This is a genomic window from Planctomycetaceae bacterium (assembly GCA_041398785.1).
In the GTDB taxonomy this organism is placed as follows: domain Bacteria; phylum Planctomycetota; class Planctomycetia; order Planctomycetales; family Planctomycetaceae; genus JAWKUA01.
The window spans coordinates 19,361-38,897 of record JAWKUA010000016.1 but is presented as its reverse complement, the minus strand read 5'-3'; the positions used below and the strand labels follow the sequence as shown (position 1 = coordinate 38,897).

Below are 19,537 nucleotides of genomic sequence, written 5' to 3'. Positions count from 1 at the left end.
CGCTTGCCGGTCAGCTTTCGACTGCGTCCTGAATGCGGCGACTTCTGACCGGCCACCGTCGCCGTCTGGCGGCAATGTCGGTTGACTTGCCAATCTCCGCCAGTCAGCGTGAATTGAATCCGCTGCGCAGTTCCGTTGTCTCGAATCATCGCCTGCAAGAAGAGTGACAGTTGTCTCATGTCGCTGACGAATTCCACGAATCGCAACAACTACAAAGCCGCGACAAACGGTCAGGCGGGAAGTCTGGGGCAACTTGTGTTTGCCGGTCCGCGGCAGGAGCCACCGTCGTTGAAGCTGACGGAAGTGCTGTCGCGCCAGGTCTGGGTGATCGTTTCCTGCACGGTTCTTGGTTTGGCCTACGCCTGCATCTATTGGATGTACGCTCCGGTGTGGCACGAATCGTCGGCCAGCGTACTGGTCAGTCAGCGTGACCCCGGCATGGCATCCGTCGGAAGTCAGACTTCCGGCTCAGAAGTCGTTGTCAGCGAAGATATTCTTGCCAACCACATGGAAGTGCTGCGAAGCCGCCGCATCGTCGGAGACGCACTGCAGCGACACGGGCTGACGAATCTGCCGTCCATCGTGGCTCAACTGAAAAAGGACGAGGACTCGGTCGATTACGTGATTTCGCACCTGAAACTGACTCGCGGCGGCGACGGCGCAGCGCGGGACGCGCGCAGTTTGAAGATTGCGTTCGAACATCGGGATCCTGACGACGCGAAGCTGATTCTGGAAGCTGTCATTATCGAGTACCAGCAGTTTCTGATGCAGCAGCTTTCCGAAGCCATGTCCTCCGCCAACACGCTGATCGCCGAAGCGCAGGATGAGCTCGAATCAGAACTCACGGATGCTCAAAACAAGTACGTCAGCGCTCGCCAGAAAGCTCCCGTGCTGTTTCAGGGCGAGGGCAGCAGCAACATCTACGTCGATCAGTTCCGGCACGTCAGCACGGAGCTGCTGACGCTGGAAATCAAGGAATCGCAGCTCAAGGAACGACTTGCCAAGGCTCGCGACGCGATCGCACAGTACGGCGAAGAGGAACTGATTCCGCTGGAAGCTCTGGGGGTCATCGACACCGAGAGTCTGCAGCGACTGGGTGTGTTCGCCGGACTGCAGGCCAATGTCTCACGATCGGCCGAATTCCAGGCGGCGCAACCGGAGCGGCTGGAAGAAGCCCGTGCACAATACACGCACCTGCTGCGGCTGATGTCGGAGAAGCAGCGGCTGTCAGCGGACTTCGGACCAGGGCATCCGGAGGTCCGGAAGCTGGACGACGAAATCCGCCTGGTGAACGAATTTCTGGAAGAACGCGGCGCCGGCAACGCTGCGGAATGGGAAGAGACCGAGCTTTCTCCGAGGCAGTTGCTGCGAGCGTACACGGGCTTTCTGGTCAGCGAACTGGCATCCGTCCAGGATCAGCGGCGCGAACTGGAGACGCTGGCCGCCGATGCCGAAGAACAGGCTCGAAAACTTGTCGAATTTGAACTGGAAGAAGGCATCCTGCGTTCGCGCGTCGAACGCACGCAGCAGCTCTTTGACGGACTGGTCGAGCAACTGCGTGATCTCGACATGGCCAGCGGCATGCAGGGCTATGTTCATGAACTGCTGGAAGTTCCGCGGCGCGGCGAACGAGTGTGGCCGGGACTGGGTGTCTGCGGCGTCGGCGGGATCATGCTGGGCATGATTGCCGGGCTGTTCATCGCCGTGGCCAACGACCAGATGAATCAGAAGTTCAACTCCAGCGACGAAATCGGCACCACCATTGATCTGCCGGTTCTGGGCCACATCAACAGGCTGCCGGTTGGAAGTACCGGCGGCATCGTTCCGGAATCCGCGCCGGAAGCGGAAATCTTTCGCATGCTGCGAACGGTGCTGCTGGGAGACGTGCGTTCCGGGCAGTTGCGCGTGCTGACAGCGACAAGCCCGCTGCCGGGCGACGGAAAGTCCACCCTGCTGCTCAACACTGCGGCATCGTTCGCACAGCTGAACATTCCGATTGTGCTGATCGAAGCGGATATGCGGCGACCGACGCTGCAGAATCGTCTGGCCATCAGATCTGAATTCGGTCTGTCCGATGTCCTGCAGGGCAAGTGCGAACTCGACGAAGCGCTGCATTCCAGCGGCGTCAAGGATCTGACCGTTCTGTGTTCCGGAGAGATTCCGTCGAATCCGTCCGAACTGCTGGAATCGGAAAAATTCGCGTCCGTGCTTTCTGAACTCCGGTCACGGTTTCAGTTGGTGCTCATCGACGTGGGACCGGTGTTGGCTGTGTCCGACTCCATGGTCGTCGCGCAGAAGTCAGACGGTATGCTGCTTGTGACTCGCCCGTCAAATGACACGCGGGAAGACGTTTCCGAAGCGGTCAAGATCCTGCAGTCGGGCAGCACGAATATCCTGGGCTGCGTCGTGAATACCTTCGGCAGCCGCGGCAGCTTTCTGCGAAAGAGCTACTACGCCGGCTATTATGACTACGGTCGGAAACCGAAGTAGCCGGCGATTCGCTTTGCGTCGGGCCTCTGCAACCGGCCGAATCTAGTTGCGGCCGGTGGCGACTGCGGTCACGTTAAGGTTCAGCCATGTCGCGATTCCGTTCAGGAACGCCTGATGTGGCTTGAACTGCAGCATCACAACGTCATCCGATTGAATCAGCAGCCGTTCCTTTTCGTCCGTCATGGCGCGGGCCAGATCGACTCGAATCGGCAACTGGCGACCGTCGTGCATCTTTCGCAGGATGATGACTCGCGACGGCCGAATCAGATAACCCGGACTTCCGGCGGACAGAGCATTCCCTGACTGGCCCAGCGGACCTCCTGTAGAACCATTGGCCAGTGCGATGGCTTCCAGCACGTCGATGTCTTCGTCTCTTGGCAGCGGCAGCTTGGCTCCGCCCAGCAGTCCGCCCGTATAAAAGTACTCAGCTCTGCGCGGCACGTAGACGACGTCGCCCTCGTCAAGAACGACCGACGATTGATCGTACGGCACGCACTCTCCGGGACAGCCAGCCAGCGGCAATCGAATCACCTGACGGTCTTCACCCACGGTTTCGTGGTAACTGACGGTCCGGACCTGCAGTTCTTCCGGAAGAATGGCATGGGGATTCGTCAGGCCCGATCGCTTAAAGACCCAGATTTCTCTGGCGGCGTCGGTCCCCGGCATACCTCCGGTCGAAGCCAGTGCGTGCAGCACGTCGTTTTCGTAAATCGGCAGGTCAATGACTTCGCCGGAACCGCGGTGGATGTGATCGACCTGGCCCGGAGGCAACAGCTCGACCTGTGGTGACGGCGTGTCCTCACGAACCACAAGAATTCTGTGGACTCGCGGCGTAATCAGAGAGACCGTGACACGTTCCGTACCGCCCTGAGCGAAGATTTCCTTCTTGCGATACGCCTCCCTGACGGCGTCAGTGGCTTCCCGCACGGTCATCCCCGAAACATCCAGGGCACCGACCAGCGGCAGATCCAGAGTTCCGTCCGCGGCGACTTCCATCGGCAGCCCGGTGACGGCACCGACGGCACTGCCGTTCGGCGGATAGTAACGCTGATTGACCGGCTGACTTTTCGGCAGAACCGGAGCCTCCGTGGTGGACGGCGGCAGCACGCCGTAAACATAGACGCCCAACTGGTCTCCCGGTCCGATCTGGTGAGCCGCCGGCTTTTCCTGGCCAAGCGCCGTCAGAGGAAACGGAAGGCAGTGTTCACGAGCGGCAGCACAGTACTCACGCGGAAGCCGACTTGCCGGCACCGCGTCCTTGACGCACGTGATGGTGTGGCAGCCCGAACAGGCCGTGATCAGAGCAAACGCCAGATTACAGATCAGAAGCGGCTGGGTTCCGCGAAAAGATGGGTTGAGCATCGTTCAGTCCTTGATTGGTTGATCCTCGACCTCAGTGCGAGGAACCCTGCTGAGACACCTGCAAGACTCAATGGATTTCAATTCACGTTCAACGCCGCGAGAACCTCGCTGCACATTGCCGGAAATGGCGCTGGCTAGCGTTCCGTCGCCAGGCCCGCGATTAACCGGGCCGTGAAGGATCGCCGATCATCGCGCGGCACTGTTTGCACAACACGCTTGTTTCCGGTGGTGGATTCGGGCGAGTCGCGCTTGTCGACGGGAATGACTTCAATGTCCCATGTCGGAAGCATGCCGGAATCGTACGGCCGCGGTTGTGTCTCTTCGACCGATGGTTTGACAGGCTGAGTTTCGAACGGTTCCAGGTCAGCCGGCTGTGCATCCTGTGTCGGTACCGGAGACAGCTTGTCCTGCTGAGGAACCGCGTCGTTGGCCACGGAATCCACGGAATCGGCAGCCGGAGTCGCAGCCGCATCGTCGGCGATGTCGTCGCCGGCGGGTTCGGTCGCTTCGACCGGTTCGACCGGTTCGCTGTCGCTGACCATCTCTTCCGGTGGCATGATCGGCTCAGCCGGAGGGGCCGCAGGGAACGTCTCCGTATGGCACACCGGTGTCAGGCACATCGACGGACCAGGCGCCCAGACGTGCAGGTAGTGGTAGTCCGGCTGCGTCTTGGCGAAGCATGCGCCGTCCTGAAATCCCGTGTACCAGTCGTCCCGGCGACTTTCGTCGCGTTCAAAGAAAACGGGAGGCTTGTGGTACTTCTTAGGCGCGATCAGTGGCGGACAACCGGATCCGCCGGTGGCAACGTCGTAGAAGCCTGCTTTCCAGCCGGAGGCGTAATCTCGGGTGAAACACTGGTCCTGACAGCTATTGAAGTGCTTCCACGCCTGAACAGTGCGAATCCGCTGTCCGGTCTCGTAGCCGCAGTCTTCAAGCGACGCGCAGCCGGAAACGGCGATGATGGCGATTGCTGCTGTCGCAACGAAAATCTGTCGCGGGATTGCAAGCATTGAAAGAGACTCCTGTTCTCCTGGGGCATCCAGTCAATCAATGCGATCGACCGTCCGGCCGGCGACGCTGCGATCTTGCCGCCGATTTTGCCGACCTCCGGCCGCTTCCGCAAAATGGCTGCGCAAATCTTCGTGCAACAGTGATATTCGTTGTGGCACGCAGATCACGTGAAATCCGGTCCGCCGGCATATTCCGACCAGCCGGAAAACTCCGAATGCGTCGCTTCTCCTGTTCGGATCAGGCCGACGACGCGTACCGTCGCTGGTCCTGGTTCCGCAAAATGATGCGTACATCGGCTTTCACTTCGCCCTGAGTGTGAAGCCGGATTCACCCGCAGAGCCACCATTTTCGCTATCACCTGAAAAGTTTATGAAACGGGCGGGAATGTGTTCGACACTGTCTTTCAGCGGTCGGTACGATCGAGCACGGGAAAACGGAGCGAGTTCTAACAGCGGGCCGAAGCAGTCTTTTTCAATTCTGAATTCAGTATGCCTTCGCATTTCGCTGCCCGTCCGCAGCTTTCCGATCCCGGATTGGTTGACCCGATTGTCTCAACGGAGGCACTGGAAGGTCTCAATTCCGGTCGCGTCAGACGTGATCGCCGAACCGCCAGCGGGTGGAATTCGCAGGAACACGTCCCTCCATCTCGTCGCATGGAAGGAGCACGGCTCCGGCAGGTCGTGCTGACGGCTCTGCCGCTAATGGCTGCGGATCTGCTCAGCCTGGCGGTGTCATTCGGCCTTGCGTCAGTCCTCGTCAGCAGTGTTCTGGGGCGACAGTTTCCGCCAACATTCCTGAACAACCTTGTGGCACTCTGCTGTGCGCATCTGGTGATCGGCCTGCTGAACGGACTCTACCCCGCGACGGGTGTGAACCCCGTTGCGGAGTTGCGCCGGCAGCTGACGTCGATGGGAATGGCCTGCATGATCCTGCTGGTGCTGAATGCGGTCTTTGGCGTTCTTTCAGCCGTGGAAGTTCTCATTCTGCTGGTCGCCACATTGCTGTTGGCCGTGCTGGCCCCGATGTTCCGGTTTCAGACGCGGCACCTGTTCGCTAAACAGAAATGGTGGGGAGAATCTGCGATCATCGTGGGTACCGGAGCGCATGAACGGGCCGTGCTCCGACACCTCGAAGCGCTTCCCCAGCGGGGACTGAAGCCAATCGGAGTCGTTGATGACACGCCCGCCGACTATTGGCGCAACACGACCAGAAATGACGGCGCGCGATTTCTGGGTGTAACCAGTGACCTGGTTTCCATCTGTCGCAGCAACGATTGCCACTGGGTCATGCTGTTCGCCGGCGGTGATTCGACCGACCGTGTCGTCGACGTACTCGAGGAAAGCAGTCTGGTTCCCAACATCATCATGCTGTACACCAACGTGATGATTCCCACCCTGTGGACTTCGACGTTCGAAGCAGCCGGATTGGCGGGCGTTCATATCCGGGATCGCCTGCTACAGCCTTATCAGCGGATTGCGAAGCGTCTGTGTGATATGGCCGTATCTGCGCTGCTGCTGCTGGTGCTGCTGCCGGTATGGATCCTGGTCGGACTGGCAGTGCGTTTGATGTCTCCCGGTCCGGCGTTCTATAGCCATGCCAGAATCGGTCGCAGTGGCCGAACGTTTCACGCCTGGAAATTTCGGACGATGGTCCGGGATTCTGACAAAGTCCTGAAGGAGTATCTGGAATCGAATCCTGCCGCGGAACTGGAATGGCGGGAGACTCAGAAGCTAAAGAACGATCCGCGAGTGATTCCCGGAATCGGTCATTTTCTTCGTCGTACAAGTATCGATGAACTTCCGCAGTTGTGGAACGTACTGGTTGGCGAGATGAGCCTGGTGGGGCCGCGTCCGATTTACGACCCGAACGAAGTCCGCATGTTCGGCGACCACTTCCCGTTTTACCTTCGAGTGCGTCCCGGGCTCACCGGCCTTTGGCAGGTCTCCGGCCGGAATAACACGACGTACAACTCGCGGATTCGGCTGGACATCTACTACGTGCGCAACTGGTCTATGTGGCTCGACTACTTCGTGCTGCTGCGAACCATTCGCACAGTTCTGCGTCGCGAAGGCAGCTATTAGGACGGCTGCCTGTCCGTAAATGGTGCCGAGACCGGCGAAACGGAAACGTCGGCACCACGCGTCCAGTGAGCCAGGTCACGGTTAAGCAGCTCACCCAGACGAACGACGTCGTCACGCATTTCCCGGGCAATCAGGTTCCGCAAAGTTTCGGGCAGACGTGGTTTCCCCGCTCCCGTGCGCATTGCTGAAAGCGTCTTGTGCCGAAGTCGAACGGCCATCGGTGCCGGCAGGTGTGTCTGCAGCCAGCGAAAGGCATGCAGGACCGGCCGCGGCGGTGACAACAGCCGTTTTGCAAGCCACGGGAACCGATAAGTAAACGCTTCATTGACGCGCGGAAAGTCTGTACGGCCATCGTGTGGCACTTCCAGAAAGTCGAGTGTCCGCGCGTACTCGGTGCCGGGATCAGCGGCGAAGTCATCATAGACAACGACACGCACACGTTCGCCAGGAACCGTCTGCAGCAAACGTTCCAACTGCTCTCCCAGGGCGATGATCTTCCGGTACTGCAGTTTTTCAGGGATGTCACAGTTCTGTGGTATGTGACGTCCCTGTTGCCGGTCCGCCTGCAGGCTCCAGGCCTTTTCCGGACACGTCACGTCTTCGTGAAACTGCCGGACCAGGTAACTGTGCCACGAATGGAACATCTCAACGGGGTTCCGCACCATGACAATAAATCGCGCCTGCGGATTGAATTCCAGAATCCGGGGGACGGCAGCAGCAGAATAGAGATTCAGCGTGGTCCCTTCGCCCACGGCCAGATGGTCTGCGGTCGCCGTTCGGAAGAGCTTCAGGTACCCGTTCACGTTGTCGGTGGTCACCAGCCAGCGTTCCGCGCGGGGATTGTTCTTCAGGTCGGAGCACCAAAAGCGAGGTTCCTTCGGATTCGAAATGAAGACGCGGGGATGCTGTCGCAGATATTCCGTCAACGCCGTCGTGCCGCATTTCGGAGCGCCGATTACAAAGAAATTGGGGATCTTCTTCATCACGGTATCTGTCGACAGTCGTCAGTCATCCGTTGTTCGGTGCCAGCGACGCGATGCCTTTCACGAAGGCTTAAGGGCCACAAACGTGTGCTGGATGTTGGAATCGTTGTGATGGAAATCCACTGAGCCAAAGCCGGCGTTCCTGAGCGTCTGTTCGACGAACTTCGACTCATACGCAACAGCCGCTTCCGGGACTCCCGGATTCTCAATATACGCATTTCCGGAACGATGCTTGTAGGTATTGCCGCGATCATCGGACGTCAGATCGACACATTTGCAGGTCATTACCAGAGCGCGGCCGGGAACCAGCACCCGAAACGCTTCCTCGAAGTAGTTGATCATCTGTTCTTCCAGCAGATGGGTCAGCACTGATGTACCGAAGACCAGCCCCTGGCTGGCATCGTCGACCGGCAGTCGGTACCTGGCCGTTTCCTGTTTGCTCAAATACGCCGAACTGGCGTGGCTGGCACAATGAAATTCAAAGCGTTCCCTGTCGTAGTGACTATTGCACCAATCGACCATCTCCGGGTCGATGTCGATGCCTGTGTATTTGCCGGAGTATCGGATGCCATGAAATTCGAAGTCTCGCATCCAGTATGTGCGGCGTCCGATACCGGAGCCGATTTCCACGATATTATCAGTGAACCTGACGAGGCCGTTTGCCAGCAGGTAGAGCCAGAGGTCTCTGCCTTTCAGCAGGAATTGAGGTTGATTATTGAAAAGTCGGCCGCCAACACCAACACGGACGCGCAGTGCGTTCGGGGGAAGTTCCCGGAACTCCGGGAAACGCAGCTTTGGACCAATGTCCGTCGTGTTCAGGACGGCTGCCATCAGTGGATTTCCTCCGGCGATCCCCATGAACAGATTGAGGCGGTTCTTTAGGATCTTGACGAGTCCCATACGTAGTTTCCGATGCTGGTGCGTATTGCTTTAGCGCGTTGTTGGCGAGCGGCTCCGCGGCGCGGTTCTGAATTGCGTTTTTTTTGCGAAATGCGGCCCGGGATGGCAGATTGTGCGTGATGTGCGGTGAACCAGTTAGACGGGCTGACTGGCTGCGGCGATGAGGATGCAACTGCCGAGTCTGCGCCGTCGGCTCCGTAACTGAGGCCGTGTGCTGGAATCCGATGGCAAGCAGGAATCCGACAGCCCATCCGGAATTCTGCTGTACCCCTACTGGCGCCGTCACTATCTTATCAACAGAATTTCCATGTCCTCAGGTAATTTACTCCTTACACGGGTTTCTCAGAGCCGGTCATCTTCGTCAAATCCGGAGTGACCGTCAGCAACACATGTCCAGGAATCACGTTGCATCCACAGATGTCCAAATGTTTCACCATGAGGGAACGGGCGGCTCGCAACTGAATGTACGGTCTCTTGTGCTGCGGCATGGTTCCTGGGCGTCCATCGGAACCGCTCTGAATCTGGTGTTTGCACTGCTGAGTACTGTCATTCTGGCTCGAGTCTTGTCACCAACGGATTTTGGACGTTTCACGATCGCCCGGACGGGTCTGTCTTTTCTTGGTGTGTTTGCGACGTTTGGTCTGGGGACGGTAGCGCTAGGGATGTTAGGGCGCTATGCATCGGACGTTGGTTCGTCGCGGCGCCGTCACGTGATGACGCGAGTGGCCGTGATATCCATGGGAAGCCTCACAATCGGCGCAATTACTGCATTCGCTGCATCTCTCCTGTTTGGCGAAACCCTGACCGGTGGTGAAACGGGGCTGCTGGTCGCGATCGTGTTCGCCCTGGGCACAATTGCCAGTGGAGTGCTGAATATTGTTTCTGACTCCGTGCGAGGAACTGGTTCCCCGGCCGCTGCCAATATGTTGGGTAACGTAATGCAGGGGTCTCCGGCACCGCACGCGGGTACGTTGCTGACGGTTGCGGTGCTTTCCTATGTGGGGCTGGCAACCTGGCAGAATGCGATCATGGCCTACGCCGCATCAGCCGCGATTGCTGCGGGGTGCGGATGTCTTGTGCTGTGGAGTCATTTGAAGCCCGGTGAGACGGTTGCGAACGACGGTGCGAAGGGCGATCAATCACTTCCCTCTGTTGTCGACGTATTGTCGTGTGCCTGGCCGCTGGCAATCGCGTCGATGATTTCGTTCACCACCAGCAGTTGTGACCTGTTCATGACGTCGGAGTTCTCGGATCCGGACAGCATGGCCTACTACGTTGCGGCACGTCGAGTCATTGTTCTGCTGGCGATTCCTTTGTCGGTCCTGAATACAGCCGCTCGGGGTGTGATCAGTCCGCTGTATTCAGCCAATCTGTCGGCACAGCTTGAGAAGCATCTTCGCCAGGGGGCGGGACTGGCGGCGATTCCCTGTATGCTCGCCGCACTACTGGTGCTGATCATGCCGGAGTTTGTCCTGAAAGTGGTTCTCGGTGACGGCTATGACGAAGCGTCCACCATTTTGCGGATTCTGATACCCGGTCAGGTGATGCTGGTGGTCTCCGGGAGCTGCGCGGCGCTGCTGCGGCTGTCCGGGTTTCAGCGTGTGATGCTGATCATTGACGTGGTGACGGCACTGTCTCTGGTTGTCCTGGGACCGCTTGTGGCCGCCGGTTTTGGAGCGATCGGGCTGGCTGTCCTTGTTTCTTCGCTGCAGATTGCACTGAACGTCGTTACGTGGGCGACTGCGTGGAAACTCACGGGAATCAACACGTGGTGCAGTTTCCGCGTGGTGTCCCGGTTTAGATCACTTCTTGCCCGGTGACGTACAGCACCAACGGCGTTTTCCGGCACCGCGGAATCCCGTTCATCATTTCCAATGCCGCGACGTCCCGGCGGTGAACAATTCTCCTGACGGGCAACCATGAGACTCTCACGCCTGATTCACAGACTCGTCCGGCACCAGCGGTGGGAAATTGGTCTGGTCCGGCAGCCGATTCATTCGTTTTTGGAGCACGAATTTGTCCCGGATGTCGCCTGGATGCCGGCACGTGACCGAAGGCAGTTTCGTGCGGATCCGTTTCTTCTTCCGCTCGGTAACCGCCAGATCGTGTTGTATGAGGACTACGACTACCGAACGCATCTTGGACGCATCTCCGCAGGAGTAGCCGATGGCGGACAGATCCGTGAACTTAAGACCGACGTGTTGCCTTTACGCTGCCATCTTGCATATCCGTTCACACTGCAATACGACGGCCGCTGGCTATGTATTCCCGAGAGTCACCAGGACTTTGAAGTATCCGTCTGGGAGATGGATGACGGGACGTTGACAATGCGTAAGGTCGGCACCATTCTGAAAGGAGTTCCGGCTGTCGACAGCACCGTCTTTCAGTACGACGGGCGCTGGTGGCTGGCGTGTACGCGTCAGGATAATCGGCCTCTGGAGCAACTGCACATTTTCCATGCTGACGACTTGTTCGGAAAATGGCAGCCACATCCGAAAAACCCGGTCAAGAGTGATTCGTCGTGTACTCGCCCCGCAGGAACGCCGTTTCTTCATGACGGTCAGCTTTACCGGCCCGCACAGAATTGTTCACAACGGTACGGAGCAGCGGTTGCCATCAACAGGATTGTCACGCTTACGCCGGACGTCTTCGAAGAAGAAACGGTGCGCTTTGTAAAGCCGATTCAGGACGGCCCTTTTCCGATGGGAATCCACACGATTTCCTGCGTGGGCGATATGACAGTTGTCGACGGGCTGCGGTATGAATTCTTCCCATCTGAAATGCTGCGGCTGGCTGGCAGCAAACTGGTCCCATCCCGTTAGACTGACACGTTTGACGGCTCGCAAGCAGTCCTGAAAAGGTGTCGTCGTTCGAGCATTCCAGAGAAGACACGATCCATGACAAGCGTATCCGGCGAATCCGCAGACAGCCGGCCGAAACCAGGCTTCTTTCTGATCGGCGCGCCGAAGGGAGGAACCACTGCGCTGGCTCATTATCTATCGGAGCATCCACGGGTGTTTTTTTCCGCTCCGAAGGAACTTCATTTCTGGGATGAAGACCACGAACACTCGCGCCGCGTGCATGGCGTGTGGTCGCTGCAGCACTACCTGGAATATTTTCGGGACGCGGATCCGGGGCAACACGATGTCATCGGGGAAGGATCAACGACGTATCTGCAGTCGGAGGTCGCCGTGAAGTCGATTCTGGACTTCAACCCGCAGGCGAAGTTCCTGGTGATGCTGAGAAACCCTGTGGAAGTGGCTCAGGCCATGCATGGTGAGCTGGTCCGTCATTACCACGAGGACGTCACTGATTTCGAAGCGGCGTGGCGCTTGCAGCCGGAGCGTGCTGCCGGGCGGCGAATGCCAGGGAATCCGGCATTTACTCAGCAGCTTCAGTATCAGGAGGTCGCCACGTTTGCGCCGCAGTTGCAGCGGCTGTTCGATGCTGTTCCGCAGACACAGCGCATGGTGGTGATCTTCGATGACTTCGTGACCGACACGGCCGGCGTCTATCGAGATGTGCTCCGGTTCCTGAATCTCGAAGACGACGGACGCACCGAATTCCCAAAGGTCAACCAGGCGCGTACGTATCGCCTCGGCTGGCTGGGACGTCTGTACCATGCACCGCCGAAATTGATTGAACGGCCGATGCGGGCTCTGCGTTCAAGAATCAACGCGAATTCCGGTCCATTCAAGGAAGCGATCCGGCGCGTCGTTTCCGTCAATCAGCCCAGAACCGGACTGCGGCCGGAGTTCGTTCAGGAGCTGCGAGGCGTGTTCCGCGAAGACGTGGCGCTGACATCCGAAATGCTGGGCCGCGATCTGAGTCACTGGACAGCAGAGACGTCTGAGCGAAAGACCTGTCAGCGGGACAAGAACGGCGTTGCCGCAAGTGTTGAGCAATCGCTGCCGGAACGTTCGCAGATGGAGATGCGTCGTTGAGTCGGCTGATGATGACTGCCATTCGTACGTTTTCGTACGGGTCGAATCGCATGATGTTCCACTACGCAACAGCCTTGCGTGAAGCTGGACACGAGGTGACGTTCGCCTACGAAGCCGTTCCGACACCGGAGGACGTCAGGACCGGCGAACTGCTGCCGGAACTGCAGGCTGCCGGCATTTCGACTGTTCACATACCGCGTCTGTCGCGGGCGATGATTCCCGGAATGAGCGGTGGTTTTGCCAGGGAAGTTCGGCAACGCGAGATCGACCTGATCATTTCCACCCAGCTGCGAGATGCTCCGGGGACGATGGCGGTTGCCGTGCGGTGTGGCATTCCGGGTGTCGTGTTTGCTCAGGGGGCACCTTATTTTCAGGGGTCAGCTCTGTCCCGGTTTGCGAAGCGAAGCTTTTATCGGCGGGCTTTGCGGTCACATGCTCGCAGAATCGTCTGCGTCGCGCCGGCGATCCGCGACCGGCTGGTACAGCAACTGGACGTTCCTGCCGACAAGCTGACAGTGGTCCTGAACGGACTGAATCCGGACACGATTCCGGCTCCTGACAGCAGTCACAGAGCGTCAGTGCGCAGGGAATTCGGATTTGCGGACGACGAGTTCATCTTCATCACCATCGGCCGATTCGACGAAGTCAAGGGGCTGGATATTCTGGTCGATGCCGTTGAGCGAATCGTCCGCTCCGGCACGGCGAAGGAACTCGCCCGATTCAAGGTCATCATTGCCGCGGAAGCGTACTGTCCGCGATCCATCGCCTATCGCGAATCGATCGAGCGGATGATCGAAAAGGCCGGGCTAACGTCATACTTTGTCTTTCCCGGATTTCGCAGTGACTGCAATCGCCTGTTGCAGGCGGCAGACAGCTTCTTGCTGCCGTCACGGTCTGAAGGAATGCCGCTGGTAGTGCTGGAAGCGTTTGCCGCAGGGTGTCCGGTTGTGATGTCGGAATATGGTGAGCGATTTGCGGGCTTTCACGATGGCAGCGATGGATTTTACGTGCCGGTGGAAGACGCCGGAGCACTGGCCGATGCGATGGCACGAATGATGCAGCTCTCCGTCGCCGAGCGCCGGGATATTGGAATTCGTGGTCGACATTACCTGAAACAGAACCTCACACTGAAGGGCGGGCAGGACAAATTCGCAGACGTCATTCAGCGCGTTTTGGGAAAAAGTGTGTCCGGCAGTCAGCGGCTGGCGGAGGCTGCCGCTCTTTCCTCCGCCTTTGGAAACAATCATCGATAGCTCGCTTTTCAACTCGCCGGAATCCGAACAGACGCCCGAGCCGCGCGGATACTCCGCAGCCGGCAATCGGAGAGAAGCGGATGAGGAATCTGCTGTGAACGAACAACCCGCTGTATCCCTGGTTGCCGCGGCGCGACTTCGCGCGGCCATGCGTCACGGGAGAGGCACCGGCGGCGATGCGGACACGGACGATTCGCGCGCCGAAGGCGCCGCACCGCGATCTGTTACGGTTGTTGAGCTTCCGGCGCTGCTGGTCAATGACGAGACATTGCGTCTGGCTCATCCGTGGCCGCTACTGCTGGCCGGCATGTGCATCTTTCTGTCGGGTGTCTTTTTTCCCCCGCAGGCCTATACGCAACTGCTCGGCGATCAATGCCACATGTTTCTGGATGCAAAGCTAATCACCTTCAATCTTGCTTCCGTCGCCATGATCCTGGCAGGAATCTACGTCGCTGGATGCACGTCGGCCTTCGGTCCGCCACCGCAAACATCGTCCGAAAACGTGTACCGACCGTATCCGTGGACAGTGGGTGGTTTTCTTGTCGTGCTGATTCTAATGAATCTTGTGTCGGTGTACTTGTTCTATCGGGTGGGAGGCATCGGTAGTCTGCTAGCGGCGCTTCGTGGCCAGGTGCTGTTCATGACGGAAATGACGAAGATGAAGGGAACGGCCGGCGGGGAGCCATGGAAAGCGGTGCTGAACGTTTCTTCCATCGCGCTGCCCGCAGCCTGGCAGTGTTCACGTTCCTTCTCTCGCCATTCGCTGATCCGAGTTCTGCTGATTGTGTGTATCCTGACCTACATTCCAGCGGCTCTGCTGACCGCGAAACGTAACTTTCTGACTCGTCCGCTGCTGGGTGCCCTACTGGTCTACCTTGTTTGGCCGCTTGCAAGACGAAAAGTTTCCGGCAGGCAGGCTTTGATGACATGCCTGCTGCTGGGTGTCCTGGTCGTTGTCGCTTTTCTGGGGATGTCTGCGTTACGCAAGGGCATCAGCGGCACCACCGAAGCGACGGCAGAAGTGATTCGGTACGTGATCGGTCCGTATAACACCGAAGCACTGATCGTGAATGATGAAATGGAAGTCCCGGGCAGCCGCAAGGGGTTTTATTGGACACGCTGGTTCTGGGAATTCCCGGTTGCCGACCAGTACTTTGAACTCGACCGGCTGCGCGACCGGGTGCTCGGCGAAAAAGCCCCGTACGGAACGGAAGAGCGAGCTCCGGTGCTCAGGAAGCACGGGCTGACAGTGACCACGGCCATGCCGGGGTTTGCGTCGACCTATGTGGACTTCGGATGGCTGGGGATCTGCGCGTATTTCTTCGTCGGGCTGGCGGCCGGCGGACTCTGGAAGTCGTTTCTTGCGCAGCAGCCTGCCGGACTTCTGTTTTATCCCGTAGCCGCGTACTCGTTTGTAGACTGCCGCGCCAACCTGATCTTTCCGTCAATCTTCACGAGCTACTGTCTGCTGGTTTACGTCGTCATGAAGTTCAGCATGACGTTCGAAGGCATCGCGACGCGAAATCGCAGTTCCGGGAGCCTGGCGGCATGACGCACGCCGTGCACGATTCGCAGGGTGACGCCGTGGAGGCGGCGTTCGACAGTGGACCCGGTTCGCCATCGCACGGCGACGGATACGACCGATCTCTGGTGGTGCTGCACGTTTCTCAACCGACGAATGCAGGTGTCAGGGCCGTTGTGCTGGATCTGCTGCGCGATCAGATGCAGCGAGGATGGAAGGTCCTGCTGGCCTGTCCGGAAGCAAACGATCTGGACGCGCAGTGTCGCCGACTGGGCGCGACCTGGATTCCCTGGAACGCGACTCGAAACCCGGGAGCAAAGGTTCTTTCCGAATGCCTTCGGCTTCGACGCATCATCAATGACATGCGGCCCGACGTTGTGCATTTGCATTCCTCCAAAGCGGGGCTGGCCGGACGCCTGGTCCTGCGCGGACGACTGCCGACTGTGTTTGAGCCAAACGGCTGGTCGTTCCACGCCGTCGACGGCTGGCTGGCGACAGGGTCGCGATGGTGGGAACGATTCGCCTCGCGGTGGACCCATTCGACGGTGTGTGTCAGCGAAACGGAACAATCGGCAGCGCTGCAGGCCGGCATGAAGGCTCGCTGGGACATCGTCAGAAATGGAATTGATCTGCGAGTCTGGCAGCAGCCGGAAGCGGACTCCCGAAAGGCAGCCTGCGACCGGCTTCAACTGGATCCGGACGTTCAGAACGTTCTTTGTGTCGGGCGGCTTTGTCGGCAGAAGGGACAGGATCTGTTGCTTCGAGCATGGCAGGAGGTGCGTCGGCAGCATCCGCGAGCCCGTCTGTATCTCGTCGGTGACGGACCGGATCGCCCTTCGCTGGAATCTCTCAGCGACGACAGCGTGACGTTTGTGGGTCTGCGCTCCGACGTTCGTGACTGGTTTCTGGCGGCGGACCTGATCGCCATGCCGTCAAGGTGGGAGGGCCTGAGCATCGCTCTGCTGGAAGCGATGTCGTGTGCCCGGCCGGTGATCGCCGCCGAAGTCAGCGGGATGCGGGAAGCGATCGGCGAGACGGCGGGAGTTCTGATTCCTCCCGAAGACGTCGCCGCCCTGGCTGAAGGAATTGCGAACCTGCTGTCGTCACCGGAGACCCTTGCGGAAATCGGTGCCTCCGCACGTCAACGTGTTGTTGCAGAATTCGATCAAAGCGTCACAAACAGTCGAATCGCGGCCATCTATCGTCGGCTGCTGGATGATCGTTCGATCCGGTTGTCATCCGGCGAGTGAACATCGCTTTCAGAAGGCGGACCACGGCATACTGTCCCCTGGGTGACACCGGCACGACCCGCCATCCGTTTTTTGCATTTTTTTGCGAATAGCCATCGGTGTCGACAGTCGAAGGCTCGTAAGCTGGGGGCATGTAACGTGATGGCACGAATGGATTCCGGATCGGCGGTCGCCAGTCAGTATCAGGTCGGCGTTGAGTTTGCATCGGAACGGCGAGAGATTCGCTGCAATTTTCGGCGTTCTCGCGTGCCTTCGTGTCGCGATGCCGTTCCGGCTTTGACCTGCCATCGTAATGTTTTCGATCGCGTGTTTCCTAACGGTTCGAATCCTCCATGACCACCGAAGCCGCTCGGCAAAACATCACCACGCTTTACACGGAAGGCAGCTATCTGGAGCAGCATCCGGAATGGCATGCGGAACGATCCCCGTGGAAGGCTGGTCATGTCGTGCGCGGAATTCGTGAGGCCGGACTGACGCCCGCCACGCTGTGTGACATCGGCTGCGGCACGGGACTTGCGCTGGCAGAAGTCACGCGGGGACTGAACGGAATCCGGCGCGCTGTCGGGTTTGATCCCAGTCCCGACGTTCCGCTTCACCCGAAGGCGAAAGACGTAATTGAATTCCGTCGGGAGAACGCCGCGTCATGCAGCGAAACATTCGACATCGCCATCATGCTGGATGTGTTCGAACACGTTGAAGACTACTTCGGTTTTCTCCGGGACTGCCGCCATCTGGCACAACACCATATTTTTCATATACCTCTGGACGCAAACGCCAGAACTGTGGTCGGCAGCGGCTGCGACCGCCCGCGGCGAACGCTTGGGCATCTTCACTACTTTAGTCGTCTGACTGCGCTCGCCACACTGCGTGACACCGGATACGAACCGATCCACTGGCACTTCACGAAGTCCGGATGGGATGGCCCCGGCGCGAACCGGAGTCCCTGGAAGCCAATCAACATCCTTCGAAGGGTTTGCTATCAGGTTTCACCCGAGTACACGCATCGTGTGCTTGGCGGCCTGTCGTTATTGGTCGTTGCCAGGGCGACTTAGCTTCGCAAACTGCAGTTTGATCCCGTCCCCGCTTATCGAAAATGTTCCGCGGCAAAACCGCTCCTCGTTCCAGGTTGCAATGAAACAGTCAACGTCCAGCGCAAATGCCGTGCTTCTGACCGGCGCCACCGGCATGGTTGGTAGCCTGCTGCTGGCTGATCTGTTGAGAAGCGGATTTCGCGTCGCGACGCTTGTTCGTCCGTCAAGAGAGCTTGATGCCGCCGCCCGGGTCGAAAGGATTCTGGCAAAGCTGGAATCCCGGTTTGGCCGTCGCTTCATTCGTCCGCACGTAATCACGGGAGACATCGCTCAACGGCGTCTGAGGCTGGATTCGCGCGATCAGCACTGGATTCATGACAACTGCTGTACTGTCATACACGCCGCTGCAAACCTGGTGTTCAGCCCGGCCAGTAAGGATCCGGACAACGAGCCATACCGCACCAACTATGACGGCACTCGCCATCTGCTGGACGTGTGTACCGATGCGGGAATCGCTGACTGGCATTATGTGTCGACGGCCTATGTTGCCGGACTTCGAACCGGAGCCGTTCTGGAATCGGAATGCGACGTCGGGCAGGAGTCCGCCAACGATTACGAACGGAGTAAGATTCTTGCCGAGCAACTGCTGAAACAAGCCGGGTCGGTCGGTACGCTGACAATCTACCGTCCGTCGATTGTCATCGATCCACATCCCGAGAGTGTCATGCCGGCAGACCTGACGATCAACGGCGGCTTTTCCGCATACGAAATGCTCAGCCGGAAGTTCGGCGTCCCGGAATTCCACAACGGCTTTCAGAACCTGGGATTCCGGCAGGGTGACCGCAAGAATCTGGTAACGGCGGACTGGGTTGCACGCGTAATGGCGCAGATTTTTCGAAGACCGGACCTTCACGGACGGACGTATCATTTGACCAGCAGCGGTGGCACGGAACTGTCAGAAATTGAAGCGGCGTTTCATACGGTGATGTCCTGCATTCCGGGCGTCCGGGAACAGCCGGCCGTCGGCACCGATGACAAAGCGCAGGAGTTAATTGCACCGTTCATCGCCGCGTTTCAGCCCTATTTTCGCGACGACCCGGATTTTGACCGTACGAACACGCTGGCGGCGCTCCGAATTTCGGGACAGCCCGACTGTCTGCAGATCGGTCGGGCACAGATTCGCGAACTCTGCGAACAGAAGCTGGCCGTCGGCGGTTCCCCGTCGGAGTCTCAAATGAGATTGCATGAACGGCGACCGGCCCGCAAGTCGGAAGCGACGGAACCGCGTGTGAGTCGACATTCTGATTCTCCGCCGCTTCGAAATTTGCATCCGGCGGGCGTCCGGCCGAACCCACGCAATGGCTGCCCGGAATCAATTGGCCTGGTACTGAGCGGTCCGAGAGGCGGCGAGTTCATCCTGCGGCAATCGGATCGCGTCGTCAGTGTCGCGCGCGGCAACGCCGGCGGCGAACGCTGTCGGCTGTACACATCTGCGGAGCATTGGCGGCAACTGGCTGCCGGGCCGAATCTGCTGGCAGCGATCACGTCCGGTACCGTGCTGGTCGAAACTGACGAGGCGCCGGTCAGCGATGATGAGCTGGCGGACCAGCTTTCGCCGTTCGCCGGGTGTTCGCTCGAAACCGAAGGTCCGGAGCCTGCTTCGGTGCGACGTGTCGGTGCCGTCCCTTCCGCAAACGGGAGGGCATGAAT

At 58.8% G+C, this 19,537-nt stretch carries 14 protein-coding genes; 10 read left to right on the top strand and 4 right to left on the bottom strand.

What is annotated here, in order from left to right; all coding sequences use genetic code 11:
• Positions 1–177 precede the first annotated feature (177 nt).
• A complete protein-coding gene (locus tag R3C19_18095) occupies positions 178–2,490 on the top strand; it encodes a polysaccharide biosynthesis tyrosine autokinase (GenBank protein ID MEZ6062256.1) in 2,313 nt (770 codons plus the stop codon).
• A 42-nt stretch (positions 2,491–2,532) separates the two neighbouring features.
• Here the strand turns inward: R3C19_18095 and R3C19_18090 are convergent, their stop codons facing one another.
• Together R3C19_18090 and R3C19_18085 are read right to left on the bottom strand one after the other, a co-directional pair.
• The gene (locus tag R3C19_18090; GenBank protein ID MEZ6062255.1) at positions 2,533–3,852 is read right to left on the bottom strand and encodes a polysaccharide biosynthesis/export family protein; all 1,320 of its coding nucleotides are present in this window, start codon (positions 3,850–3,852) and stop codon (positions 2,533–2,535) included.
• 134 nt (positions 3,853–3,986) lie between these two features.
• Positions 3,987–4,862: a hypothetical protein gene (locus R3C19_18085; protein ID MEZ6062254.1), complete on the bottom strand. Its 876-nt coding sequence runs from the start codon at positions 4,860–4,862 to the stop codon at positions 3,987–3,989.
• Positions 4,863–5,351: 489 nt separating this feature from the next.
• On the opposite strand from R3C19_18085, the gene wbaP reads away from it, so the two are divergent.
• Complete coding sequence (wbaP, locus tag R3C19_18080) at positions 5,352–6,944, top strand: undecaprenyl-phosphate galactose phosphotransferase WbaP (GenBank protein MEZ6062253.1); 1,593 nt, start codon at positions 5,352–5,354, stop codon at positions 6,942–6,944.
• On the opposite strand, the gene R3C19_18075 is transcribed toward wbaP, so the two are convergent.
• Both R3C19_18075 and R3C19_18070 read right to left on the bottom strand, forming a co-directional pair.
• Positions 6,941–7,927 (bottom strand): sulfotransferase, encoded by a 987-nt coding sequence (locus R3C19_18075; protein MEZ6062252.1) that lies wholly within the window; start codon positions 7,925–7,927, stop codon positions 6,941–6,943. The two genes, wbaP and R3C19_18075, sit on opposite strands and share 4 nt — an antisense overlap.
• Positions 7,928–7,987: 60 nt before the next feature.
• A complete protein-coding gene (locus R3C19_18070) occupies positions 7,988–8,827 on the bottom strand; it encodes a class I SAM-dependent methyltransferase (protein MEZ6062251.1) in 840 nt (279 codons plus the stop codon).
• Positions 8,828–9,252: 425 nt separating this feature from the next.
• On the opposite strand from R3C19_18070, the gene R3C19_18065 reads away from it, so the two are divergent.
• The 8 genes from R3C19_18065 (at position 9,253) to R3C19_18030 (ending at position 19,535) form a co-directional block, all read left to right on the top strand.
• Positions 9,253–10,647 carry an oligosaccharide flippase family protein gene (locus tag R3C19_18065; protein MEZ6062250.1) on the top strand — a complete coding sequence of 465 codons (1,395 nt, stop codon included), beginning with the start codon at positions 9,253–9,255 and terminating at the stop codon, positions 10,645–10,647.
• Positions 10,648–10,746: 99 nt separating this feature from the next.
• Positions 10,747–11,649 (top strand): hypothetical protein, encoded by a 903-nt coding sequence (locus R3C19_18060; protein MEZ6062249.1) that lies wholly within the window; start codon positions 10,747–10,749, stop codon positions 11,647–11,649.
• A gap of 75 nt (positions 11,650–11,724) precedes the next feature.
• The gene (locus R3C19_18055) at positions 11,725–12,771 is read left to right on the top strand and encodes a sulfotransferase (GenBank protein MEZ6062248.1); all 1,047 of its coding nucleotides are present in this window, start codon (positions 11,725–11,727) and stop codon (positions 12,769–12,771) included.
• 8 nt (positions 12,772–12,779) lie between these two features.
• Positions 12,780–14,024, top strand: a complete 1,245-nt coding sequence (locus tag R3C19_18050; GenBank protein MEZ6062247.1) for a glycosyltransferase family 4 protein — start codon at positions 12,780–12,782, stop codon at positions 14,022–14,024.
• Positions 14,025–14,118: 94 nt separating this feature from the next.
• Positions 14,119–15,576 carry a hypothetical protein gene (locus R3C19_18045; protein MEZ6062246.1) on the top strand — a complete coding sequence of 486 codons (1,458 nt, stop codon included), beginning with the start codon at positions 14,119–14,121 and terminating at the stop codon, positions 15,574–15,576.
• The gene (locus R3C19_18040) at positions 15,573–16,796 is read left to right on the top strand and encodes a glycosyltransferase family 4 protein (GenBank protein ID MEZ6062245.1); all 1,224 of its coding nucleotides are present in this window, start codon (positions 15,573–15,575) and stop codon (positions 16,794–16,796) included. Before R3C19_18045 ends, R3C19_18040 begins: the two co-directional genes overlap by 4 nt.
• Before the next feature lie 332 nt (positions 16,797–17,128).
• Positions 17,129–17,848 carry a class I SAM-dependent methyltransferase gene (locus R3C19_18035; protein ID MEZ6062244.1) on the top strand — a complete coding sequence of 240 codons (720 nt, stop codon included), beginning with the start codon at positions 17,129–17,131 and terminating at the stop codon, positions 17,846–17,848.
• Between the two features lie 79 nt (positions 17,849–17,927).
• The gene (locus R3C19_18030) at positions 17,928–19,535 is read left to right on the top strand and encodes an SDR family oxidoreductase (protein MEZ6062243.1); all 1,608 of its coding nucleotides are present in this window, start codon (positions 17,928–17,930) and stop codon (positions 19,533–19,535) included.
• Positions 19,536–19,537: the final 2 nt, after the last annotated feature.

Coding starts and splice junctions, on each gene's coding strand:
- R3C19_18085 (MEZ6062254.1), bottom strand. CDS start 4,862: ATGCTTGCAATCCCGCGACAGATTTTCGTTGCGACAGCAGCAATCGCC.
- R3C19_18090 (MEZ6062255.1), bottom strand. CDS start 3,852: ATGCTCAACCCATCTTTTCGCGGAACCCAGCCGCTTCTGATCTGTAAT.
- R3C19_18030 (MEZ6062243.1), top strand. CDS start 17,928: ATGAAACAGTCAACGTCCAGCGCAAATGCCGTGCTTCTGACCGGCGCC.
- R3C19_18040 (MEZ6062245.1), top strand. CDS start 15,573: ATGACGCACGCCGTGCACGATTCGCAGGGTGACGCCGTGGAGGCGGCG.
- wbaP (MEZ6062253.1), top strand. CDS start 5,352: ATGCCTTCGCATTTCGCTGCCCGTCCGCAGCTTTCCGATCCCGGATTG.
- R3C19_18065 (MEZ6062250.1), top strand. CDS start 9,253: ATGTTTCACCATGAGGGAACGGGCGGCTCGCAACTGAATGTACGGTCT.
- R3C19_18035 (MEZ6062244.1), top strand. CDS start 17,129: ATGACCACCGAAGCCGCTCGGCAAAACATCACCACGCTTTACACGGAA.
- R3C19_18095 (MEZ6062256.1), top strand. CDS start 178: ATGTCGCTGACGAATTCCACGAATCGCAACAACTACAAAGCCGCGACA.
- R3C19_18055 (MEZ6062248.1), top strand. CDS start 11,725: ATGACAAGCGTATCCGGCGAATCCGCAGACAGCCGGCCGAAACCAGGC.
- R3C19_18075 (MEZ6062252.1), bottom strand. CDS start 7,927: ATGAAGAAGATCCCCAATTTCTTTGTAATCGGCGCTCCGAAATGCGGC.
- R3C19_18070 (MEZ6062251.1), bottom strand. CDS start 8,827: ATGGGACTCGTCAAGATCCTAAAGAACCGCCTCAATCTGTTCATGGGG.
- R3C19_18050 (MEZ6062247.1), top strand. CDS start 12,780: ATGATGACTGCCATTCGTACGTTTTCGTACGGGTCGAATCGCATGATG.
- R3C19_18060 (MEZ6062249.1), top strand. CDS start 10,747: ATGAGACTCTCACGCCTGATTCACAGACTCGTCCGGCACCAGCGGTGG.